The organism is Streptomyces sp. XY431, assembly GCF_001279805.1.
Lineage (GTDB): Bacteria > Actinomycetota > Actinomycetes > Streptomycetales > Streptomycetaceae > Kitasatospora > Kitasatospora purpeofusca.
In genome coordinates this window covers 1-23,105 of the sequence record NZ_LGDO01000056.1, presented here as the reverse complement: position 1 = coordinate 23,105, position 23,105 = coordinate 1, and the positions used below count along the sequence as shown (strand labels likewise).

18 protein-coding genes are annotated in these 23,105 nt (G+C 75.2%); 8 read left to right on the top strand and 10 right to left on the bottom strand.

The annotated features are described in order from the left end of the window. The first annotated feature begins 83 nt into the window (after positions 1 to 83). From ADK60_RS08835 to ADK60_RS08815, 5 genes are all read left to right on the top strand, one after another. On the top strand, positions 84 to 3,311 hold the full coding sequence (locus ADK60_RS08835; RefSeq protein ID WP_053644657.1) for a non-ribosomal peptide synthetase: 3,228 nt from the start codon (positions 84 to 86) through the stop codon (positions 3,309 to 3,311). Beyond that, the gene (locus ADK60_RS08830) at positions 3,308 to 4,534 is read left to right on the top strand and encodes an acyl-CoA dehydrogenase family protein (RefSeq protein ID WP_053644655.1); all 1,227 of its coding nucleotides are present in this window, start codon (positions 3,308 to 3,310) and stop codon (positions 4,532 to 4,534) included. The genes ADK60_RS08835 and ADK60_RS08830 overlap by 4 nt, the downstream gene beginning before the upstream one ends. A gap of 39 nt (positions 4,535 to 4,573) precedes the next feature. Beyond that, positions 4,574 to 6,445 (top strand): non-ribosomal peptide synthetase, encoded by a 1,872-nt coding sequence (locus tag ADK60_RS08825; protein ID WP_053644653.1) that lies wholly within the window; start codon positions 4,574 to 4,576, stop codon positions 6,443 to 6,445. Between the two features lie 78 nt (positions 6,446 to 6,523). Then, entirely contained in the window at positions 6,524 to 8,455 is a 1,932-nt protein-coding gene (locus tag ADK60_RS08820) for a non-ribosomal peptide synthetase (protein ID WP_063783096.1), read from the top strand. After that, a complete protein-coding gene (locus ADK60_RS08815) occupies positions 8,452 to 11,346 on the top strand; it encodes a condensation domain-containing protein (RefSeq protein ID WP_053644650.1) in 2,895 nt (964 codons plus the stop codon). Before ADK60_RS08820 ends, ADK60_RS08815 begins: the two co-directional genes overlap by 4 nt. An 89-nt stretch (positions 11,347 to 11,435) precedes the next feature. Here the strand turns inward: ADK60_RS08815 and ADK60_RS08810 are convergent, their stop codons facing one another. From ADK60_RS08810 to ADK60_RS08780, 7 genes are all read right to left on the bottom strand, one after another. Further along, positions 11,436 to 11,765: a TcmI family type II polyketide cyclase gene (locus tag ADK60_RS08810; RefSeq protein WP_045944736.1), complete on the bottom strand. Its 330-nt coding sequence runs from the start codon at positions 11,763 to 11,765 to the stop codon at positions 11,436 to 11,438. Between the two features lie 39 nt (positions 11,766 to 11,804). Continuing rightward, a complete protein-coding gene (locus tag ADK60_RS08805) occupies positions 11,805 to 12,260 on the bottom strand; it encodes an SRPBCC family protein (protein ID WP_045944734.1) in 456 nt (151 codons plus the stop codon). Position 12,261: 1 nt separating this feature from the next. Continuing rightward, positions 12,262 to 12,522 (bottom strand): acyl carrier protein, encoded by a 261-nt coding sequence (locus tag ADK60_RS08800; RefSeq protein ID WP_030396294.1) that lies wholly within the window; start codon positions 12,520 to 12,522, stop codon positions 12,262 to 12,264. A gap of 90 nt (positions 12,523 to 12,612) precedes the next feature. Further along, positions 12,613 to 13,854, bottom strand: a complete 1,242-nt coding sequence (locus ADK60_RS08795) for a beta-ketoacyl synthase N-terminal-like domain-containing protein (RefSeq protein WP_045943850.1) — start codon at positions 13,852 to 13,854, stop codon at positions 12,613 to 12,615. A 5-nt stretch (positions 13,855 to 13,859) separates the two neighbouring features. After that, entirely contained in the window at positions 13,860 to 15,119 is a 1,260-nt protein-coding gene (locus ADK60_RS08790) for a beta-ketoacyl-[acyl-carrier-protein] synthase family protein (protein ID WP_045943851.1), read from the bottom strand. After that, on the bottom strand, positions 15,116 to 15,550 hold the full coding sequence (locus tag ADK60_RS08785) for a cupin domain-containing protein (RefSeq protein ID WP_045943852.1): 435 nt from the start codon (positions 15,548 to 15,550) through the stop codon (positions 15,116 to 15,118). The genes ADK60_RS08790 and ADK60_RS08785 overlap by 4 nt, the downstream gene beginning before the upstream one ends. Positions 15,551 to 15,636: 86 nt before the next feature. Next, complete coding sequence (locus ADK60_RS08780) at positions 15,637 to 16,803, bottom strand: SchA/CurD-like domain-containing protein (RefSeq protein WP_053644648.1); 1,167 nt, start codon at positions 16,801 to 16,803, stop codon at positions 15,637 to 15,639. A gap of 301 nt (positions 16,804 to 17,104) precedes the next feature. On the opposite strand from ADK60_RS08780, the gene ADK60_RS08775 reads away from it, so the two are divergent. Further along, positions 17,105 to 18,730 (top strand): FAD-dependent oxidoreductase, encoded by a 1,626-nt coding sequence (locus tag ADK60_RS08775; RefSeq protein ID WP_045943854.1) that lies wholly within the window; start codon positions 17,105 to 17,107, stop codon positions 18,728 to 18,730. 68 nt (positions 18,731 to 18,798) lie between these two features. Here the strand turns inward: ADK60_RS08775 and ADK60_RS08770 are convergent, their stop codons facing one another. Further along, the gene (locus tag ADK60_RS08770; protein WP_502687408.1) at positions 18,799 to 20,358 is read right to left on the bottom strand and encodes an APC family permease; all 1,560 of its coding nucleotides are present in this window, start codon (positions 20,356 to 20,358) and stop codon (positions 18,799 to 18,801) included. 416 nt (positions 20,359 to 20,774) lie between these two features. Here ADK60_RS08770 and ADK60_RS08765 point away from each other — a divergent pair, with 416 nt between their 5' ends. Beyond that, positions 20,775 to 21,635 (top strand): DUF2254 domain-containing protein, encoded by an 861-nt coding sequence (locus ADK60_RS08765; RefSeq protein ID WP_053644645.1) that lies wholly within the window; start codon positions 20,775 to 20,777, stop codon positions 21,633 to 21,635. A gap of 87 nt (positions 21,636 to 21,722) precedes the next feature. On the opposite strand, the gene ADK60_RS08760 is transcribed toward ADK60_RS08765, so the two are convergent. Both ADK60_RS08760 and ADK60_RS08755 read right to left on the bottom strand, forming a co-directional pair. Next, complete coding sequence (locus ADK60_RS08760; protein WP_030396286.1) at positions 21,723 to 22,034, bottom strand: hypothetical protein; 312 nt, start codon at positions 22,032 to 22,034, stop codon at positions 21,723 to 21,725. After that, on the bottom strand, positions 22,031 to 22,387 hold the full coding sequence (locus ADK60_RS08755; RefSeq protein ID WP_063783095.1) for an SAV_915 family protein: 357 nt from the start codon (positions 22,385 to 22,387) through the stop codon (positions 22,031 to 22,033). Before ADK60_RS08755 ends, ADK60_RS08760 begins: the two co-directional genes overlap by 4 nt. Before the next feature lie 235 nt (positions 22,388 to 22,622). Here ADK60_RS08755 and ADK60_RS08750 point away from each other — a divergent pair. Continuing rightward, on the top strand, positions 22,623 to 23,105 hold a 483-nt coding region (locus ADK60_RS08750), incomplete at its 3' end, for a helix-turn-helix domain-containing protein (protein WP_053644643.1).

Here is a 23,105-nt window from a genome sequence, read left to right as displayed (position 1 = left end):
GTCCCGGCCCGGGGCAGGCCCCACACCGCCCGCCCCGAGCTGTCGAACCGAATCAACCACCCGACACAACCTGGGAGTTGCCCATGTTCGCACTCTCCTCCTCGCAGGAGATCGTCTGGCTGCACGAGCAGATGCAGCCCGGCAGTCGTGCCTACAACTTCACCGCCGCCCTCGATCTCTGGGGGCCGCTCGACACCGACGCGCTCCGGGCCGGCCTCACCGCCGTGCTCGCCCACCACCCCGGCCTGCGGCTCGAACTGGTCACCCGCGCCGAGGGGTTGCCGCTCCAGCGGGTCGGCGCCCGGACGGAGCCGCGGCTGCGCACCAGTGACCTGAGCGCCGAGGCCGACCCCGAGGCCGCGTTCCGCACCCTGTTGGCCGCCGAGGCCGAGGAGCCGCTGGACACCACCGACGCCCCGCTGCTGCGCTGGCACCTGGTCCGGATCGGCGACGACCACCACCGGCTGATCCACGTCGAGCACCACCTCGTCCACGACGGCCACTCGTTCGCGATCCTGCTCCGCGACCTCTTCACCGTCTACCGCGCCCATGTCCTCGGCGAGGCCGATGCCGTCAGCCTGCCCGCCGCACCCTCCTACGAGGAGCACGTGCACGCCGCCGAAGCCGTCCGGGACGCCGGTCGTGAGAGTGGACTCGCCTTCTGGAAGCAGGAGTTGGCGGACGCCCCGCTCGACCTCTCGCTGCCTGGCCTGGCCCGTCCCGGCGCCCGCCGCCGCCACCGCGGCGGCCAGCTGCGCCAGTCGATCGGCGCCGACCTCGCCGAGCGGCTGCGCGAGCGGGCCAAGACCGACGGCCACACCCCGTTCTCCACCCTGCTCACCCTCTTCGCCGAACTGCTGCGCCGGCACAGCGGCCACCAGGAACTGATGGTCGGCACCGCCGTCGGCAACCGGCCGCCCGGTTTCGAGGGCACCGTCGGGATGTTCGTCAACACCGTGCCGCTGCGCCTGCGGCTGGACCCGGCCGCGCCGGGCACCGAGGCGGTGGACGAGGTGACCGATGTGCTGTTCCGCGCGCTGCCCCACCAGGACGTGCCGGTGCAGGAGTTGACGCGCGCACTCGGCCGGCACACCAGCGGCGCCGACAACCCGCTGTTCAGCGTGATGTTCAGCGCGCACGACGCGCCGCTGCCCGATGTGCAGGCCCCCGGCCTGGAGGTCTCGCTCTACGAGGGCTTCAACACCGGCACCACCCGCTTCGACCTCGACCTCGTCCTGCTGCCCGACGACCGCCGGGTGGTCGGCGAGAAGCACGGCGCGGCCGGGATGACCCTGGTCTGGGACTACGACGCCGACCTGTTCGGCGAGAAGATCGCCACCCTGCTGTCCGAGCGGCTGCTCGACCTGCTGCGCGGCTATCTCGACGGCCCGGACGCCCTGCTCGCCGACCTCGCGGCGGCGCCCGCCACGGCCGGCGCCGACCTGGATGCCGACGCCTATGCCGATGCCGATGCCGAGGTGCTGCCCGAGCCGGCCGGCCTCGACCCGGCCGCCGTCCACGACCCCACCGAGCTCGCCCTGCTCGCCGGTTCCGAGCGGCTGAGCTACGGCGACCTCGACCGCCGGGTCGGCGAGCTGGTCGAGCGCCTGCGCGCCGCGGGGGTGACCCCCGGGCAGCCGGTCGCCACCGTGCTGCCGCGCGGCGTCGACAGCGTCGTCGCCCTGCTCGCCTGCCTGCGCCTCGGCGCGGTGTACGCGCCGCTCTCCGCCGAGGACCCGCAGGCCAGGCTGGCCCTGCTGCTGGAGCGGCTCGCCCCGGCCCTGGTGCTGGCCACCCGGCAGAGCGCCCTCGCCCTGCCCGCCGACACCACCCCGGCGCTGCTGGACGGCCCGGCCTTCCCCGCGGCCCGCCCGGCCGCCGTGCTCGACGGCGCCGCCTATGTGATCCACACCTCCGGTTCCACCGGTGTGCCAAAGCCGGTCCTGGTCGGCCGGACCGCGCTGGCCCGGTACCTGACCGCCGTGACCGCCCGCTACGGCCTGGGCCCGGCCGACCGGGTGCTGCTGTTCGCCCGGCCGTCCTTCGACGTGGCCCTGGAGGAGGTGCTGCCCTCGCTGGTGGCCGGCGCCGCCCTGGTACTGCCGCAGCGCGAGGTCCCGACCGGGCCCGAGCTGGTCGCCGTCCTGGCCGCCCGCGGCGTCACCGTCGCCAATCTGCCGACCAGTTACGCGCTCGCCGTCCGCGAGGACCTCCGCGAGGCGCTGGCGGACGGCCGCTGGGCGCCGCGCCTGCTCGTCCTCGGCGGCGAGCGGCTGCCGGCCCGGGCCCTGCGCGGGCTGACCGAGGGCACCGCCGTCACCGTCCTCAACGCCTACGGCGTCACCGAGGCCACCGTCACCTCCACCGTGCACGAGCTCACTGCGGCCGACCTGGCCCCGGTCGCCGCCGCCACCGAGGACACGGCCGCCGCCGACGCCGCCGACGGGATCGCCGCCGCCGACGCCGACGGGATCGACGACACCGCCGAGATCCCGCTCGGCACCGAACTCCCCGGCGTCCGGATGCACGTCCTGGACACCGGCGGCCAGCCGCTGCCGCCCGGCGCCGTCGGCGAACTCGCCGTCGGGGGAGTGGCCCTGGCCGAGGGCTACCTCGGCCTGCCGGCGGTCACCGAGGCCCGCTTCCCGGCCCTCCCGGCCCTCGGCGGCGAGCGCGTCTACCGCACCGGCGACCGGGGCTACCGCGACCTCGACGGACAGCTGCGCTTCCTCGGCCGCCAGGACAACCAGGTCAAGCTGCGCGGCTTCCGAATCGAGCTGGAGGAGATCGAGGCCGCCGCCTCCGCCGAACTCGGCGGCCGCTCCTGCGCCGTCCTGCTGCACCAGGACGACAGCGCCGGACCGCGCCTGCTCGGCTTCCTCGACGGCGGCCCGCAGCCCGACCAGGCCGCCCTGCACGCGGCCCTGGCCCGCCGACTGCCCGCCGGTCTGGTCCCGGCGAGCTGGACCGCGCTCGACGCCATGCCGCTGCTGCCCGGCGGCAAGCCGGACCGGACGGCCCTGGCCCGGCTGGCCGCCGAGGCACCGGTGGGAGCCCCGCCGGAGGCGGCCCCGTCGGCCTTCACCGACCCCGCCCAGCTGCTGATCGCCGAAGCCTGGCGGGAGGTGCTCGGCCACGACCGGTTCGCCCCGGACTCGCACTTCTTCGAGGTCGGCGGCCACTCGCTGCTCGCCGCCCGGCTCGCTGCCTGGCTGGAGCCGCGCCTCGGCAACCGGCCCCCGCTGCGCACCCTCTTCCAGCACCCCGTCCTGGCCGACCAGGCCCGCGCCCTCACCGGAGCCCAGCAGTGACCCTCACCGCCCCCGGCCCCGCCGCCCGCCCCGCCACCGGCACCGGCCTCTCCGCGCCCTCCGCCGTCCTGGAGGCCGAGCACCGCGAACTCGTGGCCGCCTTCGAGAGCTTCGTCCGCCGCGAACTCGAACCGCTCGCCGCCGAGTTGGCCGAGTCCGCCGAACAGCCGCCGGCCGACCTGCGGACCTACGTCCGCAAGCGCTCCGCCGCCCTCGGCTTCTACGCCGGCGACTACCCGGAGGAACTCGGCGGCTCCGGCATGCCGTTCACCGCCGTCGTCCTGCTCCACCACGCCGCCGGGCGCAGCGGCTGCCCGCTCGCCCCCTACGCGCTGGCCGGCTCCGACGGGCCCAGCCCGCTGCTGCGGCACGGCACCCCCGAGCAGATCGAGCGCCACCTGGTCCCGCTGGTCCGCGGCGAGCGCACCCGCTGCCTGGCGCTCACCGAACCCCAGGCCGGCTCCGACGCGTTCCGGCTCACCACCACCGCCGTCCGCGACGGCGACGGCTGGCTGCTGAACGGCCGCAAGACCTTCGTCAGCAACGCCGACCGCGCCGACCTCGCACTCGTGGTCGCCGCCACCGACCTCGGCGACGGCGCCGGCCCGACCGCCGGCGCCACCGCCTTCGTCCTCCCGATGGACCACCCCGGGCTGCGCATCGGCCAGCGCTACGAGGGCATGTCCGGGGAGCCGCTGTTCGAGCTGGTGCTCGACCGGCTGCACGCCCCGGCGGCCGCGGTGATCGGCGGCGAGGACGGCATCGGCGCCGCCACCGGGCTCGCCATGGACAGCCTCTCCCGGGGCCGGCTGGTGGTCGCCGCGATGTGCGACGGCATCGCCGAGTACGCGCTGCGGCTCGGTGTCGAGTACGCCCGCGAGCGGCAGGCCTTCGGGCAGCCGATCGGCGACTACCAGCACATCCAGGACCACCTGGTCCGCACCCGCGCCGAGGTCGAGGCCGCCAAGCTGCTCACCCTCGCCTGCGCCCGGCTCGTCGACGAGGGCACCGAGGCGCCCGAGAACGCCGCGCTCGCCAAGCTGACCTCCTCCGAGACCGCCGTCCGGGCCGTCGACCGCGCGCTCCAGGTGCACGGCGCCACGGGCTGGGTGCGCGGCCACCCGCTGGAGTACCTCTACCGCTACGTCCGGATGACCACCATCATCGAAGGGACCTCCGAGGTCCAGAAGGTGATCGTGGCCCGGGCCATGGGCCTGGGCTGACCCGTACCGACCATCCATCGACGTCCGGAGGACCCCGTCATGACCACCATCCAGGACCGGCCCCTGCCCGGCCTCCTGCCCGGCCTCTCCGTCGCCTACGGCCGCCCGCACCGCGACGGCGCCGTGCTCGACCTCTTCACCAGCTGGGCCCGCCGCACCCCGCACGCGCCCGCCCTGATCGACGGCGGGCTCACCCTGAGCTACGCCGAACTCGACCGTCTCGCCGACGGGATCGCCGGGCAGCTGGCCGGGCGGGTCCGCCCCGGCGACCTGGTCGGCCTCTGCCTCGACCACTCCGCCGCCCTGGTCGCCGCCACCCTGGCCGTCGCCCGGCTCGGCGCCGTCCACCTGCCGCTCGGCCCGCGCCCCGGCGAGCGCCGGCTCCGGGCCGTCGCCGAACAGCTGCGCCCCGCCTGCCTGATCGGGGAGCCGGCACTGCTGCCGCCCGCCCACCGGGACGGCCGGCACCACCCGGTCACCGCCCCCGGCGCGACCGGGATCGTGGCCGCCTTCGCCGAGGAGAGCGACGGCGCGGGCGCCGTCCGCGCCCCCAAGGGCACCCAGTACACCGTGCTCACCTCCGGCTCCACCGGCCTGCCGAAGGCCGTCGCCGTCGGCCAGACCGCGCTCGGCGCCCTGCTCACCTGGTACCGCGAACTGACCGGCCTCGGCCCGGGCGACCGGCACAGCCTGATCATCGGCGTCGCCTTCGACCCGCACCTGATGGAGCTGTGGGCCGGCCTCACCTCCGGCGCGGCGCTCTGCGTCGCCCCCGAGGCCGTCCGCTGGGACCCGGCCGCGCTCACCGACTGGTGGCGCACCGCCGGCATCACCGTCGGCGTGCTGCCCACCCCGCTCGCCGAGCCGGTCCTCGACCGGCCCTGGCCCGCCGACCTGCCGCTGCGCCACCTCACCGTCGGCGGCGACCGGCTGCGCCGCACCCCCGGCCCGGACGTCACCGCGACCGTCCACAACGCCTACGGCCCGGCCGAGGCGACCGTCACCACCACCGTGCACAGCATGGCTCCGGGCGCCGAGCACGGCACCGGGGCGCCGCCGATCGGCCGGCCCGTCCCCGGCGCGATCGTCCTGGTCGCCGACGAGAACGGCCGCCCGCTGCCGCGCGGCGAGGCCGGCGAACTGCGGATCGGCGGCCAGGGCCTGGCCATCGGCTACCTCGACGCGGAGCTGACCGCCGAGCGCTTCGTCTCCGCGCCCGACGACCTGGACGGCACCGACCGGGTCTACCGCACCGGCGACCGGGTGCTGATGCGCGCGGACGGGGTGCTGGAGTTCCTCGGCCGGCTGGACGACCAGGTCAAGGTCAGCGGCGTGCGGATCGAACCGGCCGAGGTCGAGGCCGCCCTGGAGCGCGACCCCCGGGTGCGGCGCGCCGCCGTGGTGGCCCGCCCGGCCCCGGTGGGCGGCGCCCAACTGCTCGCCTTCGCCCAGCCCGTGACCGAGGGCGCCCCGGTGGACGGCGCCGAACTGCTGGCCGCGGTGCGGTCCTGGCTGCCCGAGCAGGCGGTGCCGAGCGTCCTGCGGCTGGTCGACGGCTTCCCGCTGGACGCCAACGGCAAGATCGACCGGGCCGCGCTGCTCAAGGCGGAGGAGGCCGAGGCCCAGCAGGGCGCCGAGCGCTCCGCCGGCTCCGGGGCCGACGGGGCCGCCACGCCGACCGAGCGGACGGTGCTCCGGATCTGCGCCGGCCTGCTCGGCCGGACCGACCTCGACCCCTCGGACAACTTCCTGAACGCGGGCGGGACTTCGGTCACCGCCGCGCGGCTGCTCGCCGCCCTGGAGGAGGAGTTCGCGGTCCGGCTGCGGGCCCCGGTGCTGCTGCGCCAGCCCGATCTGCGCGCGGTGGCCCGGCTGGTCGACGAGCGCCGTCCGGACGCCGCCGCGGGCTGACCGGCCGCCCCCTCCCTCCCGCCCACCGTCGCACGGCGCCCCGGCCCACCGCCGGGGCGCCCGGAAGGCTGACCTCCGATGACTCCCTCCCGCTCCACCGCCGGTCCCGCCGCCGCTGCTCCGACCGCCGGTCCCGCCACCGTCCCGGCGCTGGTCGCCCGGCAGGCCGCCGAGCGCCCCGAGGCGCTCGCCGTCACCGACGGCACCACCGCCCTGACCTACCGCGAACTCGTCGCCAACGCACGGAGGTTGGCCGCCGAGCTGACCGCCCGCGGGGTCACCCCCGGCAGCGCCGTCGGCGTGCTCTGCGCCCGCGGCAGCCGGATCGCCGTCGCCCACCTCGCCGTCTGGTGGGCCGGCGGCCATGTGCTGCCGCTCGACCCGGCGTACCCGGCCGCGCGCCTCACCACGATGCTCGACGACGCCGCCGTCCGGCTCACCCTCGGCGACAAGGCGCTGCTCGCCGAACTCGACCTGACCGAGGACCGCTCGCTGGTGCTCACCGAGACCGGCCCCGCCGGGACCGGTGACGACGAGCACGGGCCCGGTCCGGTCGACCCCGACCCGGCCGCCACCGCCATCGTGTACTTCACCTCCGGCTCCACCGGGCGCCCCAAGGGCGTGCTGGTGCCGCACCACGCCGTCGCCGAGCTGGTCACCGCCGCCGACGGGGTCGTGCTGCGGCCCGGCGACCGGATGCTGGTCCGCACCTCCGCCGGCTTCGACCTCTCCACCCTGGAACTCTGGGGCCCGCTGGCCAACGGCGCCGCGCTCGCCGTGCCGACCGCCGAACGCCCCAGCGCGGAGGAACTCGCCCGCGACGTCGAGCGGTTCGGCGTCACCCACGCCGTGCTCGCCACCGCCCTGTTCCACCAGCTCGCCGCACACGGCTCACGGATCTTCGGCGTGCTGCGGCACGTTGTCGTCGGCGGCGAGGCGCTCGCGGCCGAGCACGCCGGCGCCGTGCTGCGGACCTACCCGTGGCTCGAACTGGTCAACGGCTACGGCCCGACCGAGGCCACCACCTTCGCCACCCTGCACCGCGTCCGGCCCGCCGACTGCGCGGGCCCGGTGCCGATCGGCCGCCCGTTCGGCGGCACCGGCGCCGCCGTCCTCGACCAGGACCGCAGGCCCGTCCCGGACGGCACCCGCGGCGAACTCTGGCTGACCGGACGGCTGGCGCTCGGCTACCTCGGCCGACCCGAGCTGACGGCCGAGCGGTTCGTCGAACTCCCCGGCCTGGGCCGGGCGTACGGCACCGGCGACCTGGTCTCCCGGCGGCCGGACGGCGCCCTGGACTTCCACGGCCGCCTGGACGACCAGGTGAAGGTGCGCGGCTACCGGATCGAGCCCGGCGAGGTCGAGCACGCGCTCTGCGGCCTGCCCGAGGTCGCCGAGGCAGCTGTGGTGGTGCGCCGCGCGGGGCGCGAGGACGCCGCGCTCACGGCCTTCGTGGTCGCCGCCGAGGGTGTCCGCCCGGTGCCCGAGTCGCTGCGCCGGCGGCTCGCCGAGCGCCTCCCGGCCCATCTGGTGCCGACCGCCTGGACGGTGCTGGACACCCTCCCGCTCACCGGCAGCGGCAAGGTCGACCGCCGGGCGCTGGCCGCCGAGGAGGAGCCGGCCGAGGCCGCCGCCGAGCCCGTCGCCGCGGACGCCGGGCCCGCCGCCGGACCCGCGGCCGGTCCCGCCCTCCTCGGGCCGATCGAGCAGGTCGTCGCGGCCGCCTGGTCGCGCGCCCTGGAGGTCGAAGTGACCACCCCCGAGGCGGAGTTCTTCGCCCTGGGCGGCCATTCGCTGCTCGCCATGTGGGTGGTCGACGACCTCCGCGAGGACCTGGGCGTCGAGCTGCCGCTCGGCGACTTCCTGAACCGCCCCACGGTGGCCGGCCAGGCCGCCCTGATCGAACGCGCCCTGCTCGCGGCCGATTCCGCCGAGCCCGCCGATTCCACCGAGCCCGCCGAGTCCGACCTCGTGACCGCCGGCGCCCACGCCCAGGAGTCCACCCGATGACCGCCCCGATCGACCAGGCCGAACTGCTCCGCCGGGCCCGGGGCCGCACCAGGACGCCCGCGCCCGGCACCCCGGCCGCCGGCCCGGTCCCGCGCGGCACCGCCCCCGGCCCGGCCCCGCTGTCCCACGCCCAGCAGCGGATGTGGCTGATGGACCGCCTCGGCCAGGGCGGCCCCCGCTACCACGTCCCGCTCGCCACCCGGCTGCGCGGCCCGCTGGACCGGGACGCCCTCGCCGCCGCCCTGACCGGTCTCACCGCCCGCCACCACATCCTGCGCACCCGCTACGGCCACCAGGACGACCGGCCGCACCAGGAACCGGCACCGCCCGCCCCGGTGCCGCTCCCGGTCCGGGACGCCACTCCCGAGGGCGCCGCCGCCCTGCTGCACGCCGAGGCGGCCCGCCCGTTCGACCTGGCCGCCGGTCCCGCCCTGCGCGCGCTGCTCCTGCGGCACGCCCCGGACGACCACACGCTGCTGCTGACGATCCATCACATCGCCGTCGACGGCGGCTCGCTGCCCGTCCTGGCCGAGGAACTCGGCGCCCTGTACGCGGCCGCCGCCGAGGGCCGCCCGGCCGACCTGCCCGAGCCGGAGCTCCAGTACGCCGACTACGCCCGCTGGGAACGCGCCCGCGACGACCGGCTCGCCGAGGCGGCCGCCGCCCGGGCCGCCCGACTCACCGGCGCAGGCCCGCTGCCGCTGCTGCGCCCCGTCGCGCCCGGCACCCCCGAGCGCCGCGCCGTCCTGCACAGCGCGCCGCTCACCGCCGACACCATGGACGGACTGCGCCGGCTCGGCGCCCGGCACGGCGCGACCGCGTTCACCGTCGTCCTGGCCGCCGCCTTCGCGGCCCTGCGCGCCGCCACCGGCGGCTCCGACCTGGTGCTCGGCTGCGCCGGCGGCCACCGCGCCCGGCCCGAACTGCGGCGGCTGATCGGCCTCCAGGTCAACACCCTGCCGGTCCGCGCCCGGCTGCCCGAGCCCGACGGCGACCCGGTCTTCACCGAGCTGCTGGCCGTCGTCCGCGCCGCCCTGCTGGACGCCCAGGAACACCACGAGGTGCCCTTCGACCTGGTCGTCGAACGCCTCGGCGCCGCCGCCCGGGGCGCCGACGGCACCCCGCTGCTCGCCGTCAGCTGTGACCTGGTCCACCCGGCCGAGCCGCTGACGCTGCCGGGCCTCACCGCCGAGGCGGTGGAGGTCGACCTCGGGCTCGCCAAGTTCGGCCTGACCCTGCTGGTCGAGGACGGCCCGAGGCCGCGCTGCCTGCTCCAGCACGACCCGGCCGCCCTGGACGCGGCCACCGCAGGCAGGCTGCACACCGTCTTCGCCGACCTGCTGACGGCCGTCGCCACCGACGCCGACCGCCCGCTGTCCGGCCTCCCCGGTGAGCGACTCGGCGAGCGGCCCGCCGACGAGCGCCTCCCCGGCGAGCGACTCGGTGAGCAGCTCCCCGGCGGGCACCACCCCGCCGTCGCCGCCCTGCTCGCCGACCCCCGGGTCACCGACGCCGCCCTGCACCTCAGCGAGCACGGCCCCGCCCTCGCCTACGCGACCGTCAGCGGCCCGGTCGCCCCCAGCGGCGCGGAGCTGCGGGCGGCGCTGCGCCGCCGGCTCGCGGAGCCCGGCGCGCTCCCGCTCGCCGTCACCCTGCTGGACCGCATCCCGCGCCGGGCCGACGGCGCGCTCGACCCCGGCCGGCTCCCCGGCGCGCCCACCGCCCACCTGGACACCGTGCGCGAGGTCTTCGCCGAGCTGCTCGGCACCCGGCCGCCGGCCGAGGGCGACTTCTTCGGCCTGGGCGGCCATTCCCTGGTGGCCGTGCAACTGGCGGAGCGGCTCCGCGCGCGCCTCGGCCTGCCGCTGACCGGCCTGGACGTGCTGGAGCGGCGGACCCCCCGCGCCCTGGCCGCCCTGCTGGCCGAACGCGCCGCCGAACGCGGCACCGCCGCCCGCCGCACCGCCTCCGGCACCAGGGCCGTCCCCGCCACCCGGGCCGGGACGGTGCTGCTCACCGGCGCCAGCGGCGGCGTCGGCGCCGCCCTGCTCCAGGAGCTCCTCGCCCAGGGCCGCCCCGTGCGCGCCCTGGTCCGCCCCGAGTCGGCCCACCTGGTGGCCGGGGCCGGGGTGGAGGTCGCCGAGGGGGACCTCGCCGACCGGGACAGCCTGCGCCGGGCCGTCGAGGGCGCGGAGACCGTGATCCACGCCGCCTGCACCTTCACCGAGCACGCCGTCGACCTCGCCGCCATGCGGACCCTGGTCGAGGGCTGGCGCGGCACCGGCGGGTTCGTCTTCGTCAGCAGCATCGACGCCTACGGCCGGCCGGAGCCCGGGGAGGTCCCCGAGGGCGGCCCCTCGGCCGGACCGCTCACCCCGTACGGGCAGGCCAAGCTCGACTGCGAGCGGATCCTGCTGGACGCCGCCCCGTCGGCGCTCGGCCCGGTCGCGGTGGTCCGCTCGCCGATCGTCTGGGGCCCGCACCGGCGGCTGCGCGACCAGCTCCGCTGGGGTGCCACCGGGGAGCTCTACCAGGCCGCGCTGGCCGGCCGCCCGATCCTGCTGCCGGAGCCCGCGGCCGGGTGGGCCGGGGCCAGCTGGGTGCACTCCGCCGCCCTGGCCCGGGCGGTGACGGCGAGCCTCGGCCACGCGCCCGGCCGGATCGTCAACGCCGTCACCGGCCATGTCTCCTGGGCCGAGTTCGCCGCCGAACTGGTCCGGCTGCTCAGCTCGTCGAGCACGGTCGGGCACGGTCCGGAGGCCGAGGCGGAGCTGCTGCGCCCCTGGTTCTACCGGGCCGACGCGCTCGCCGGGCCGCTGGCCCCGGAGCCCGGCGAGGACTGGCGTGCCGTGCTCGCCGCGATGACGGCGTTGCCCGCCGGAGCGCACTGACGCTCCGGCGGCGCAGACCGCCGGGAACGAGCGGACACCCCGGGGCCGAGGCCCGCGGGGTGTCCGCTCGTCGTGTCACCGGTCCGCGCTCAGCCGCGGCGCTCCCAGCGGTAGAACTCGCGCGCCATCGCGTCCTTCGGCCCCCGCCAGGTGGCCGGGTCGTACGCCTGGACGTACGTGGTCAGCGCGTCGCTGACGGCGCGGAACTCGGGGTGGCCGACCACCTGGGCGACGGCCGGTCCGGGTGGCCGGTCCGCCTCGATGAGGTGCAGGTACACGTCGCCGAACTGGAACAGGCTGCGCCCGGTGACGCCGATCAGGTGGGGGAGTTCACCCCGGTTGTCGGAGTCGGCGAAGACCTCGGCGATGCCGGTGGCGGCGTCGGGCTTCATCCGGGCGACGATCAGGGCGCGGTGGATCCGTGCGGTCGGGTTCTCGGTCGCGGGGGAGGTCATGGCTCAGAGCTCCGCGGCCTTCTTCTCGACCTTCTCGCGGATCAGCTGCAGCTGGATCCGGGAGTTGCGGTTGATGTGGTTGACCATGCCGTCGTCGTCGACGGGCGCGGTGGGCTTCATCGCGAAGTCCTGCACCCAGCGCATCCGGGTGCCGGAGGGCACCTCCGAGTACTCCCAGTGGATGTCCATGTACTCGAACGGGCCGGGTTCGACCCGCCGGGCCCGCACCGCGAGCGAGGGGCGGTCGGTGGTGCGCTCGGAGACCCAGCTCCAGATCTTGCCGTCGTCGTCCGGGTGCATGGTCAGCCGGAAGGTGACCCGGTCGCCGTCGCGCTCCAGCACCTCGACGGAGGCGTACTCGCTGAACAGCTGCGGCCAGTTCTCCAGGTCGTTGGTGATCTCCCAGACCAGGTCGAGCGGGGCCGCGATGACGATCTCGTTGTCCGTGTGTCCGGGCATCTCAGGCACCCGCCTTCGCGGTCACGGCGGAGTTCACCAGGGCCAGGAACTCGGCCGGGGTCTTGGCCGACTCCGCGCCGTTGGTGACCTTGACTCCGTGCCGGTTCTCCAGCTCGCCGACCACGCCGAGCAGGCCGAGGGAGTCCACGCCGAACTCGTCGAAATCGGCGCCGGGACGCTCCAGTTCGACCGGGTCGATCTCGACGCCGGCCCGGGCCCGGATGAGTTCCGCGAGTTCGGGATAGTTGAGGGTGTTGCTCACGGGGGTGTCCCTTCGTAGCGAGCGAGTGGTTGAGCGGTGGAGCGTGGGGCGGTGCGGGGCGGGCCGTGGGCGGGCGGACCGGCGGCGGGGTCAGTCCGGTTCGCCGCGCCGCAGCACCAGCGCCGAGTTGGAGCCCATCAGCCCGCGGCTGAGCACCAGGGCGGTGCGCAGTTCGGCCGGGCGGGCGCGGCCGGTCACCAGGGCCAGGTCGTGGGCGACCTCGGTGACATTCGGGGTGGGCGGCAGTACGCCGTCCTCCATGGCGAGCACGGCGGCGACCGTGTCCAGCGGCGGTGCGCCGCAGTAGGCCCGCCCGGTACCGGACTTGGGGGCGGTGACCGGGACCCGCTCGGCGTACGGGCCGAGCGCGTCCGCCAGCGCGAGCGCCTCGGCGCGGTCCGCGGCCGGGATGCCGAGGGCGTCGGCGAAGACCACGTCCACCTCCTCCGGCGAGATCCGGGCCCGGTCGAGGGCGATCCGGATCGCGGCCGCCAGGCCCTCGCGGGACTCCGCCCAGCGGGAGGCGCCGGTGAAGGTGGCGCCGTGCCCGGCGACGTACGCCCGGACCGCGGCCCCGCGGCGGCGGGCGGTGGCCTCGTCCTCCAGCAGCAGCATCGCGCCGCCCTCGGCGGGGGCGAAGCCGGCAGCGTCGGGGGAGAACGGCAGGTAGGCCCGGTCGGGCCGGTCGACCAGGCTCAGTTCGGGGTAGCCGAGCTGGCAGACCATCGAGTACGGCGCGAGCGGGGCCTCGGCGGCGCCGACCACCACCGCGTCGGTGCCGTGCGCGACGGACCGGGCGGCGTGGGCGATCGCGTCCAGTCCGCCGGCCTCGTCGCTGGCCACCACCCCGCACGGGCCCTTGTAGCCGCCGCGGATCGACACCTGGCCGGTACTGGCCGCGTAGAACCAGGCGATGGACTGGTAGGGGCCGACGAACTGTGGTCCCTTGCCCCACAGTTGCTGGAGCTCGCCCTGGCCGAACTCGCCGCCGCCGGAGCCGGCCGCGGTCACCACGCCGACCGCGTAGGGGTGTTCGGGATCGGCGACGAATCCGGCGTCCGCCACCGCCTGGTCGGCGGCGGCCATCGCGTAGTGCGTGAACCGGTCGGTCTGCACCAGGTAGCGGCTGTCGATGACGGCCTGCGGGTCGAAGTCCCGCACCTGGCCCGCGATGCGCAGCGGGAGGTCCGCACAGCCCTCACGGGATATCCGGTCGAGGACGCTCACGCCCTGCCGGGTGGCCTTCCAGAAGGCATCGGCTCCGACGCCGTTCGGTGCCACCACACCCAGGCCGGTGATCACCGCCCGGCGTTCCTGTTGACGTGACGTCATGGATCTCACCCCGTTCTCGTGAGCACGACGGCGGACTGGAATCCGCCGAAGCCGCTGCCGACCGAGAGGATGTGGCGCAGCGGGGTCTCCCGGGCGGTGCGCGGCACGTAGTCCAGGTCGCACTCCGGGTCGGGTGTCTCGTAGTTGGCGGTCGGCGGCACCACACCGCGGTCCAGCGCGAGGGTGCAGGCGACCACCTCGATCGCGCCGATCGCGCCGAGCGAGTGCCCGACCATCGACTTGATCGAGCTCATCGGCGTCCGGTAGGCGTGCTCGCCGAGCGAGCGCTTCACGGCCGCCGTCTCGTGCCGGTCGTTCTGCTTGGTGCCCGAGCCGTGCGCGTTGACGTAGTCGACGTCGGTGCGGTCGACCCGGGCGTGGGCGAGCGCCTGGTCGATCGCCCGGGACATCTCCAGCCCCTCCTGGGTGAGGCCGGTCATGTGGTAGGCGTTGCCGAAGGTGGCGAAGCCCCCGATCTCGCCGTAGATCCGGGCGCCGCGCCGCCGGGCGTGCTCCAGTTCTTCCAGCACGAGGACGGCGCCGCCCTCGCCGAGCACGAAGCCGTCCCGGTGGGCGTCGAACGGCCGGGAGGCGTGTGCCGGGTCGTCGTTGCGTTCGCTGGTGGCCTTGATGGCGTCGAAGCAGGCGACGGTGATCGGCGAGATCGGCGAGTCCGAGGCCCCGGTGATGCAGATGTCGGCCCGGCCGTCCTCGACCGTCTGGAAGGCGTAGCCGATGGCGTCCAGGCCGGAGGTGCAGCCGGTGGAGACCGTCTGCACCGGTCCGTGGGCGCCGGTCCGCTCGGCGACCGCCGAGGCGAGCGTGCTGGGCGCGAAGGCCCGGTGCAGCTGCGGTTCGGCCAGCCGGTGGTCGACGTCCCAGCGGGCGCCGCCGGCGCTGACCAGGGCGTAGTCGTGCTCCAGCCGCGTGGTGCCGCCGACGGCGGTGCCGAGCGAGACGCCGATCCGCCACGGGTCCTCGGCGGCCAGGTCGAGTCCGGCGTCGCTGATCGCCTCGTCCGCCGCCACCATCGCGAACTGGACGTAGCGGTCGGCCCGTTGGACGTCGTCCGGGCCGAGCCCGTGGGCCGCCGGGTCGAAGTCGCACTCGGCGGCGATCCGGGAGCGGAACCCGGCGGGGTCGAAGAGGGTGATGCCGCGGGTCGCCGTCCGCCCGGAGGTGAGGAGGTCCCAGAACGCCGGGACCCCGACCCCACCGGGCGCGACCACGCCGATTCCGGTGACGGCGACCCGTCGCCGACTCATGAAGCCACCTTGGCGTGTTCCGGCGGCCCGGCGTTGACCGCCGCCCCGGTCTCCTCGGTGTCCACGTGGCCGAGTTCGGGGCGCGGTGCCAGCGGGCCGAGGTGGAAGACCATCTTGGCCACGGTGTCGCCGACGTTGCGGAACCGGTGGCGCATGTCGATCGGGATCATCAGCCCCTGTTCGGGCTTGAGGATCCGGGTCTCGCCGTCCAGGTCCACCTCCAGGTCGCCGGTGACGACGAAGACGAACTCCTCGGAGTACGGGTGGTAGTGCTCGCCGATCCGCTCGCCGGGCTGCACGATGGCCAGCCCCATGAACCCGCTGGTGGCGCCGCAGGTGGCCGGGGTGAGCATGGCGCGCAGGTCGCCGCCGCGCCGGCGGTTCTCCGGGGCCTCGGAGACGTTCACGATCCGTGGGTACTGCGTGGACATGGTTTCTTCCTTCTTGCCGGGTGTGCTACCGGGTGGGCTGCCTGTTCTGCCGTGTTCTGCCGAGTGCTGCGTGAGCTGACGTAGCGTCAGGCGTCCTGCGAGGTGCGGTCGGTGACCGGGTTCATGGCGCGCGCGGCGAGGAAGGCGCGCAGTCCGGCGTCGGTCCGCAGGTCGGCCTCGGGGCCGAGTTCGAGAAGTCGGCCCAGGACGGCGGCCTCGCGCTCGCCGGCGATGCCGAGCGCCGCCGCCGGGTCCGCCTCCGGCGGCACCCGCAGGTCCACCAGCCGGACCACGACGTCGTCCCGGTGGAACACGGTGCTGGTCGCGACCGGGCCGGTCGGGTCGACGGTGGCGAGCTCGTCGTACTCGGCGAGGAGGTCGGTGACCGCCTGGCCGTTGCCGGGCTTCACCGGGTACAGCACGGCGTGCCGGTGCGGCCGTCCGGCGGCGGGGGTGCCGGCCACGGCCTGGTTCGCGGCGGGCAGCGCGGCCCGGGCGAAGAAGGCGCGCGCCGCCTGCGGGTCGCCCAGCTGGCGGGCCTCCTCCAGGTGCGGGTTGATCGCCTCCTCGACGGCCCGCACCTCGGGCTGCATGGCGACGTGCCGCAGCGCGTCGCCGAGGCTGCCGATCACCTCGACCGCGCGGACGACGCGGTTGCCGTGCATGAACAGCGAGGTGCGGCGCAGCCGGGTGGTCGCGTCGACCTCGGCCCGGGGGGAGGCGTAGCCGGACAGGATCCGGGCCACCTCGGGCTCGCTGCCGGGCTTCACGGTGAAGGTGAGCGCGTGCCGGACCACGCCGTCAGGGCCGGGGTCGGCCTTGGGCGGGCCGACCTGCCCGGACGGGGCGGTGCGCGGCAGACCGGCCGGCACCTCGTCCGGGGCCCGGGTGCCGGTGGCGCCGGCGGCCGAGGTCTCGCGGAGGATCGTGTAGCGCATCGAGCGGAAGGTGTCGCTGACGCAGCCGTGCATCGGCTTGACCATCTCGCGGTGGGCCGGGCTGTCCACCCACTCCAGGAAGGTCTCCTGGTCCTCCCACTCACTGGTGATGAGCCACTGCCGGGGGTCGTTGATGGACTGGCAGAGCTGGTCGCTGACGTGGCCGGGCACGGTGGCGACCTGGTGGCGGAGCTGCTCGTAGACGTCCATGAAGCGCTGCTGGGCGCCGTCCTGGATCTCCAGCATCAGCACTACTCGCAGCCGGGTGTCGGAGGCGGAGTGCTGCCGCGCGGGCGGTTCGGACAGAGTCGTCATGGTCCACTTTCTGCTTCGGGCCGCACGCGTCGGGGGCCGCGTGCGGCGGCTCCGGTGCCGGAGCGCTGGGCGGTCTCCGGCGGGGAGGGGTGCTGAGGTGGCGTCGGCCACCAGGTCTGAGGTCGATCGTGCGCGGTGCTCCCGGGTGGCGCGAGCCATGCGGGCCATCCGAGCGATGAAGCGCCAGAACGGCCCCGCCGCGGGGGACGGTAGGACCGGGCCGCCGTGTCCGCGGGCCCCTCCGAGGGTCGCGCCGAGCCCCGCATTCGGCCCCGAACTCCCGTACAGGCTGGAGCAATTGATGAATCCGAAGGTGGACGACCGGGTACCGGTCCTGATCGTCGGCGGCTCGTTGGTCGGGCTGTCGGCCGCACTCTTCCTGGGCCGACTGGGTGTCAGGCACCTGCTGGTCGAGAAGCACGCCGACACCTCGCGTCACCCGCGTGGCCGAGGCAACAACGTCCGGACGATGGAGCTGTACCGGGTGGCCGGCATCGAGGCGGCGATCCGCGAGGCGGCGTCCGTGCTGGCCCCGAACCACGGCATCCTGCAGGCCCCCTCGCTGACCGGCGAGGAGCAGGAGTGGCTGTTCCGCGAGATCGACCCGGGCGGGCGGCTGGCCCGCTTCAGCCCCAGCTCCTGGTGCCTGTGCAGCCAGAACGACCTGGAGCCGGTGCTGCGCCACGCCGCCCGGGACCTGGGCGCGGACATCCGCTTCGGCACCGAGCTGCTCTCCTTCGAGCAGGACGCCGAGGGGGTGACGGCGCTGCTGCGCAGCCGGGAGACCGGGGAGGAGCGGACCGTCCGGGCGCAGTACCTGGTCGCGGCGGACGGCCCGCGCAGCCCGGCCCGCACCGAGCTGGGCATCGGCCAGACCGGCAAGGGCGAGCTGTTCCACAACGTCAGCATCACCTTCCGGGCGAAGCGGCTGGCCGAGGTGGTCGGCGACCGCCACTTCATCGCCTGCTACCTGACGAACCCCGAGGCGGACGGCGCCCTCCTGCCGGTCGACAACCGGGAGGAGTGGGTGTTCCACGCGCCGTGGCACCCGGAGCACGGCGAGCCGCTGGAGGCGTTCACCGACGAGCGCTGCGCCCGGCACATCCGGGCCGCCGTCGGGATGCCGGAGCTCGACGTGGAGGTGACCGGCAGGGCGCCGTGGCACGCGGCCGAGCGGGTGGCCGAGAGCTACTCCTCCGGGCGGGTGTTCCTGGCCGGGGACTCGGCGCACGAGATGTCCCCGACCGGGGCGTTCGGCTCGAACACCGGCATCCAGGACGCGCACAACCTGGCCTGGAAGCTCGCCGCGGTGCTCTGCGGCTGGGCCGGTCCCGGCCTGCTGGACACCTACGGGCAGGAGCGCCGCCCGGTGGCGCGGGTGACCAGTGAGCGGGCCTCGGCCCGTTCCGCCGAGCACAGCCACCCGGGCTACGCGGTGGTGCCGGGTGTCGGCCGGCAGGCCGGGGTGCTGGCGGTGGCGCTCGGATACCGCTACCCGCAGGGCGCGGTGACCGGCACCGACCCGCGGGGCCCGGTGGTCCCGGAGGCCTTCGAGTCGGCGGGCGAACCGGGCAGCCGGGCGCCGCACCAGTGGGTGCGGCGGGCCGGGGTCCGGCTCTCCACCCTCGACCTGTACGAGCAGACCATGGTGCTGCTGACCGGTTCGGCGGGAACCGCCTGGCAGGAGGGCGCCCGCCGGGCGGCGGACCGGCTGGCCGTGCCGCTGGAGGCGTTCCGGATCGGCGCGGACGGCGAGGACGACCTGGCACCCGAGCCGGGCGAGGACTTCGCCGCCCTGCACGGCATCGGCCCCGACGGCGCCCTGCTCGTCCGCCCGGACGGCTTCGTGGCCTGGCGCTCCGAGGGCCCCGCCGAGGACCCGGACGGGGTGGTCGAGCGGGCCCTGCGCGAGGTGCTCTCGCTGTAGTCGGGCCGGGACAGCGGAACGGGCCCGCCGGTGCGTACCGGCGGGCCCGTGCTGCGGAGCGGCGGGGGTCAGTGGCCGCCCGCGTCGACCACCTCGACGTCCTCGATGTTCTGCTCGATGACCTCGGCGGGCAGGGCGACCCGGATCGCCCAGTAGTAGATCGCCAGCGAGAACACGGCGACCGCGGCCATGTCCCACCACATCGGGATCCGGCCGGTGCCTTCGCCGAAGCCGCCCTGCCAGGAGACCAGGCCGAGGCCGAGCAGGTAGACCGGCAGCCACTGGGCGGCCCGCAGGTCCAGACGGGGGGCGTTCGGCAGGCCCTTGCGGGTGGCGTAGGCGGCGTAGCTGCCGAGCAGGACGTAGCCGACCACGATGGCGATGCCCAGGCGGGAGAGGGTGTGCCAGCCGGACCAGTAGATGATCAGGCTGGAGACCACGAAGGAGGCCGGGGCGATGACCGCGCCGCCGGGCAGGCGGTACGAGCGCTCGCGGTGCGGCAGCCGGCGGCGCAGCGCGCCGAAGGCCAGCGGGGCGCCGGCGTACATCAGCACGCTGGCGGAGACGATGAAGCCGACCAGCTCCTGCCAGCTCGGGAAGGGCAGGAAGCAGATGACACCGGTGACGAACGACATGACCAGGCCGAACCACGGGGTGCCGCGCTTGTCGACGCGCTCGAAGAGCTGCGGCGCGTAGCCGTTCTTGCTCAGGCCGTACGCGATGCGCGAGGTCGAGGTGGTGTAGATGAGGCCGGTGCCGCCGGGGGAGACGATGGCGTCGAAGTACAGCACCCAGGCCAGCCAGCCCAGGCCGACCACGGTGGCGAGGCCGGCGAACGGGCCGTCGATGCCGGGGAAGTCCAGCTTGTCCCAGCCGTTGGCGAAGGAGGCGGCGGGCAGCGCGGCGATGAAGACGACCTGCAGCAGGACGTAGATCACGGTGCCGATGGCGACCGAGCCGAGCACCGCGCGCGGGATGTCGCGCTTGGGGTTCTTGCTCTCGCCGGCCAGCTGGATCGCCTGCTCGAAGCCCAGCAGGGCGAAGATGATGCCGCTGGCGCTGACCGCGGTGAGCACGCCCTTGACGCCGAACGGGGCGAAGCCGTGGGAACTGAAGTTGGAGCCGTGGAAGTTGGTCACGGCGAGCACGAAGATCGCGAACAGCGGGACGAAGATCTTCAGCCAGGTGGTGGCGCTGTTGGTGCGGGCGAGCACCCGGACGCCGAGGAAGTTGACCGCGACGAACAGGCCCATCAGCAGGACGGCGACCACGAAGCCGCTGGCGGTGAGGGTGCCGTTGTCGTTGAGGAGGCTCTTCGCGAACTCCCAGTGCCCCGCGTAGCCGATCATCGCCTCGACCTCGATCGGGGCGACGGTGGCGGCCTGGAGCCAGGAGAACCAGCCGAACGACATGCCCGCCAGGCCGCCGAAGGCGTAGTGCGGGTAGCGCGCCGTGCCGCCGGCGACCGGGAACATGCCGCCGAGCTCGGCGTGCACGAAGGCCAGCAGGACGATCGCGACCGCGCCGATGCCCCAGGCGACGATCGCCGCCGGGCCGGCGACGACCACGGCGTTCTTGGCTCCGTAGAGCCAACCCGAGCCGATGATCGATCCGACCGAGGCCCACATGAGGCCGATCAGGCCGACCTCGCGCCGGAGCGACCGGTGGGTGGTGGTGCCGGTGGTGCCGGTGCTCGATCCGGGCGGGGAGAGCTGGTTGAGGGAGGCCATTCGCAATCTCTCTGTGCTGTGGGGGCTCCGGCGGTGCGGAGCGCGGAGAGTTGCCACACAGTAGGCGTATTCATAGACCTCTGCACAGATTTCATTACTGAATGTTTACCTACTTCGCGGGATATTCCCGCAGGTAGGAGGCCATGTGTTCATGTGCCCGTTACGTGACTCGCGGGTAGTTCCGCTATTTGAGCGCGAATTGAGCCTCGGTCCGTAGTCGTGCAATATGGAGGGCATCCCGATTTATAGAAATCGGCTGGAGTGCATAGAAATACCGCTACGACGACTCCACTGACCCGGCCAAGCTCACCTCGGTGCCGGTCTTCTCCAGCGTGGTGGCCGTGCTCCTGGTCGTGCTCAGCCTCGGCCTGTTCGTGCTCTACGTGCAGTCCACCATGCGGCTGCTGCGCGTCCCGCACGTGATCGACCGGGTGGCCAACGAGTCGATGACCGTCCTGCTCCAGTACCGGCTGATGCCGGCCGGACCCGCGCCGCCGCCCGCGCCCGCCGACGCGTACACCCTGCTCCACGAGGGGCGCTCCGGCGTGCTGCGGGACGTGAACATCGGGCGGCTGCTGCGGATCGCCCGCAAGCACGACGCGGTGCTGCACCTGGTGCCGAGGATCGGCGACTTCATCGCCCCCGGGACCCCGATCGTCCGGGTGGCCGGCGAGCGCCCGCCGCGCTCGCGGCGGATCGCCCAGGCGCTCAACGTCGGCGTCGACCGCACCATGCACCAGGACCTGAGCTTCGGCTTCCGCCAGCTCGTGGACATCGCGATCCGCGCGCTCTCGCCCGCCGTCAACGACCCGACCACCGCCGTGCAGGCCGTCGACCGGATCCACCAACTGCTCGCGATGCTCCTCAACGAGAGCTTCGGCGACCTCTGCCACCGCGACCGGCACGGTGCGGTCCGGCTGGTCGAACCGGTGCCGGGCTGGTCGAGCATCGTCGACCTCGCCTTCACCGAGATCCGCCTCTGCGGCGCGGGCCACCCCCAGGTGACCCGCCGCCTGACCGCCGCGCTGGACGACCTGCTGCGCATCGCCCCGGACCGGCGCCGGCCCGAACTCCTGGAGCAGCAGGTCCTGTTGGTCCGCGCGGTGACCCAGGAGCAGGGCGACCCCGAGGTCCGGGCCTTCGCCCTGCGCCCGGACCGCCAGGGCATCGGCTGACCGGCCCCCGGGAGCGCCGTGGCCCGGGGGCCCGGGTGCACCGACCCGGGCCCCCGGGGGTCCTGGGGCGGGTCCGAAGACACGCCCTCAGGGCACCGGCCGCAGGGTCGGCCGGGCCGGGACGAGGGCGCGGAGCACCAGATCGACGTGGACATGGGCCGCACCGGCCCGGAGCAGCGCGGCCGAGACGGCGCGCAGCTCCTCGGGTCCCGTGCAGGCGAGCCGGAGTTCCAGGTCGGCACCGCCGGCCAGCGCCAACCCGCTCTGCACCGCCGGGAGTTCGGCGACCAGCCGGTCGAAGTCGAGCGGGACGGGGCCGAAGCTCACCCGGGCGAGGGCCTGGAGCGGCCGGGCCGGCTCGGGCCGGGGCGCCTCGGGGACCAGATGGAGTGCGCTCACCGGCGCTGCAGCTGCGCACCGGACCGGGTGGTGGGGCGCCCGGGCGTCGGGCGGGTGGCGCCGTCGGCGGACGGATCGCCAGGAGTCGGTGCGACGGCCGGGGTGACGACCGGTGCGGCGACCAGTCGCGGGTCCAGGACGAGCTCGTCGACACCGAGCGGCGCGGTGAGCGCCCGCAGGGCCGGTTCGCCGAGTTCGACGGCGGCCTGCTCCGGGCCGAGCAGCTCGGCGAGCGCGCCCGCGGAGCTGAAGCCGACGGCGCAGCGGCGCCCGTCACGCAGGCGGAAGAGGCGGAGGGAGGTGGTCCGTCGGGTGACGGTGACCGGGACGTGCCAGACGACGACGCGGGCCATGCGGGTGCTCCCGAGTGGTGGAGAGGGGCCTGCCGGAACTGCACCTCCGACGCTAGGACCGTGGTGGTCGGACGGAGAACCTTCCTGACGCAGCGTTGACCGAATGCAGCGCCGCGTTGACGAAGTCCTGACGGTCGGCTGCACCGCTCACCGGACGCCCTTCCCTATCCTTCCCTATCGCACCCTGTGTCATGGTAGTTTGCGTAACGAAGCGACAAGGCGAAGGAGGCGGCCGGTGCCGGAGCACCCCCCGGAGTACTTCTCGGTCGAGCAGGTTGCCGAACTGCTCGGACTGCACGTCCGGACGGTCCGCGGCTACGTCCGCGACGGCCGGCTGCGGGCCACCAGGATCGGCAAGCAGTACCGGATCGCCCGCCGCGACTTCGAGTCCTTCGCCGGCGGCCCCGGTTCCGACGGCTCCGACGGCCCTGGCGGCCCCGACGCCGCCCCCGGGTCCGAGGCCCCGCCGCCGGCACCCCCGGGTCCGCTGCACGCCGAGGCGTCCGTCGTGGTGCAGATCGACGCCATCGGCCTCCGGGAGGCCGCGCGGCTGTCGAACACCCTGCTCGCGGCGGTCTCCGGCCCGCGCGGCGGCGGTGTGCCGCTGCGGATCGAGACGCTGCACAACGAGGAGCGCTCGACCCTCAAGGTGATCGTCCTCGGCGCCCCGGCCGACACCGCCGAGCTGCTGCTCCTCATCCACACCCTGACCACGGAG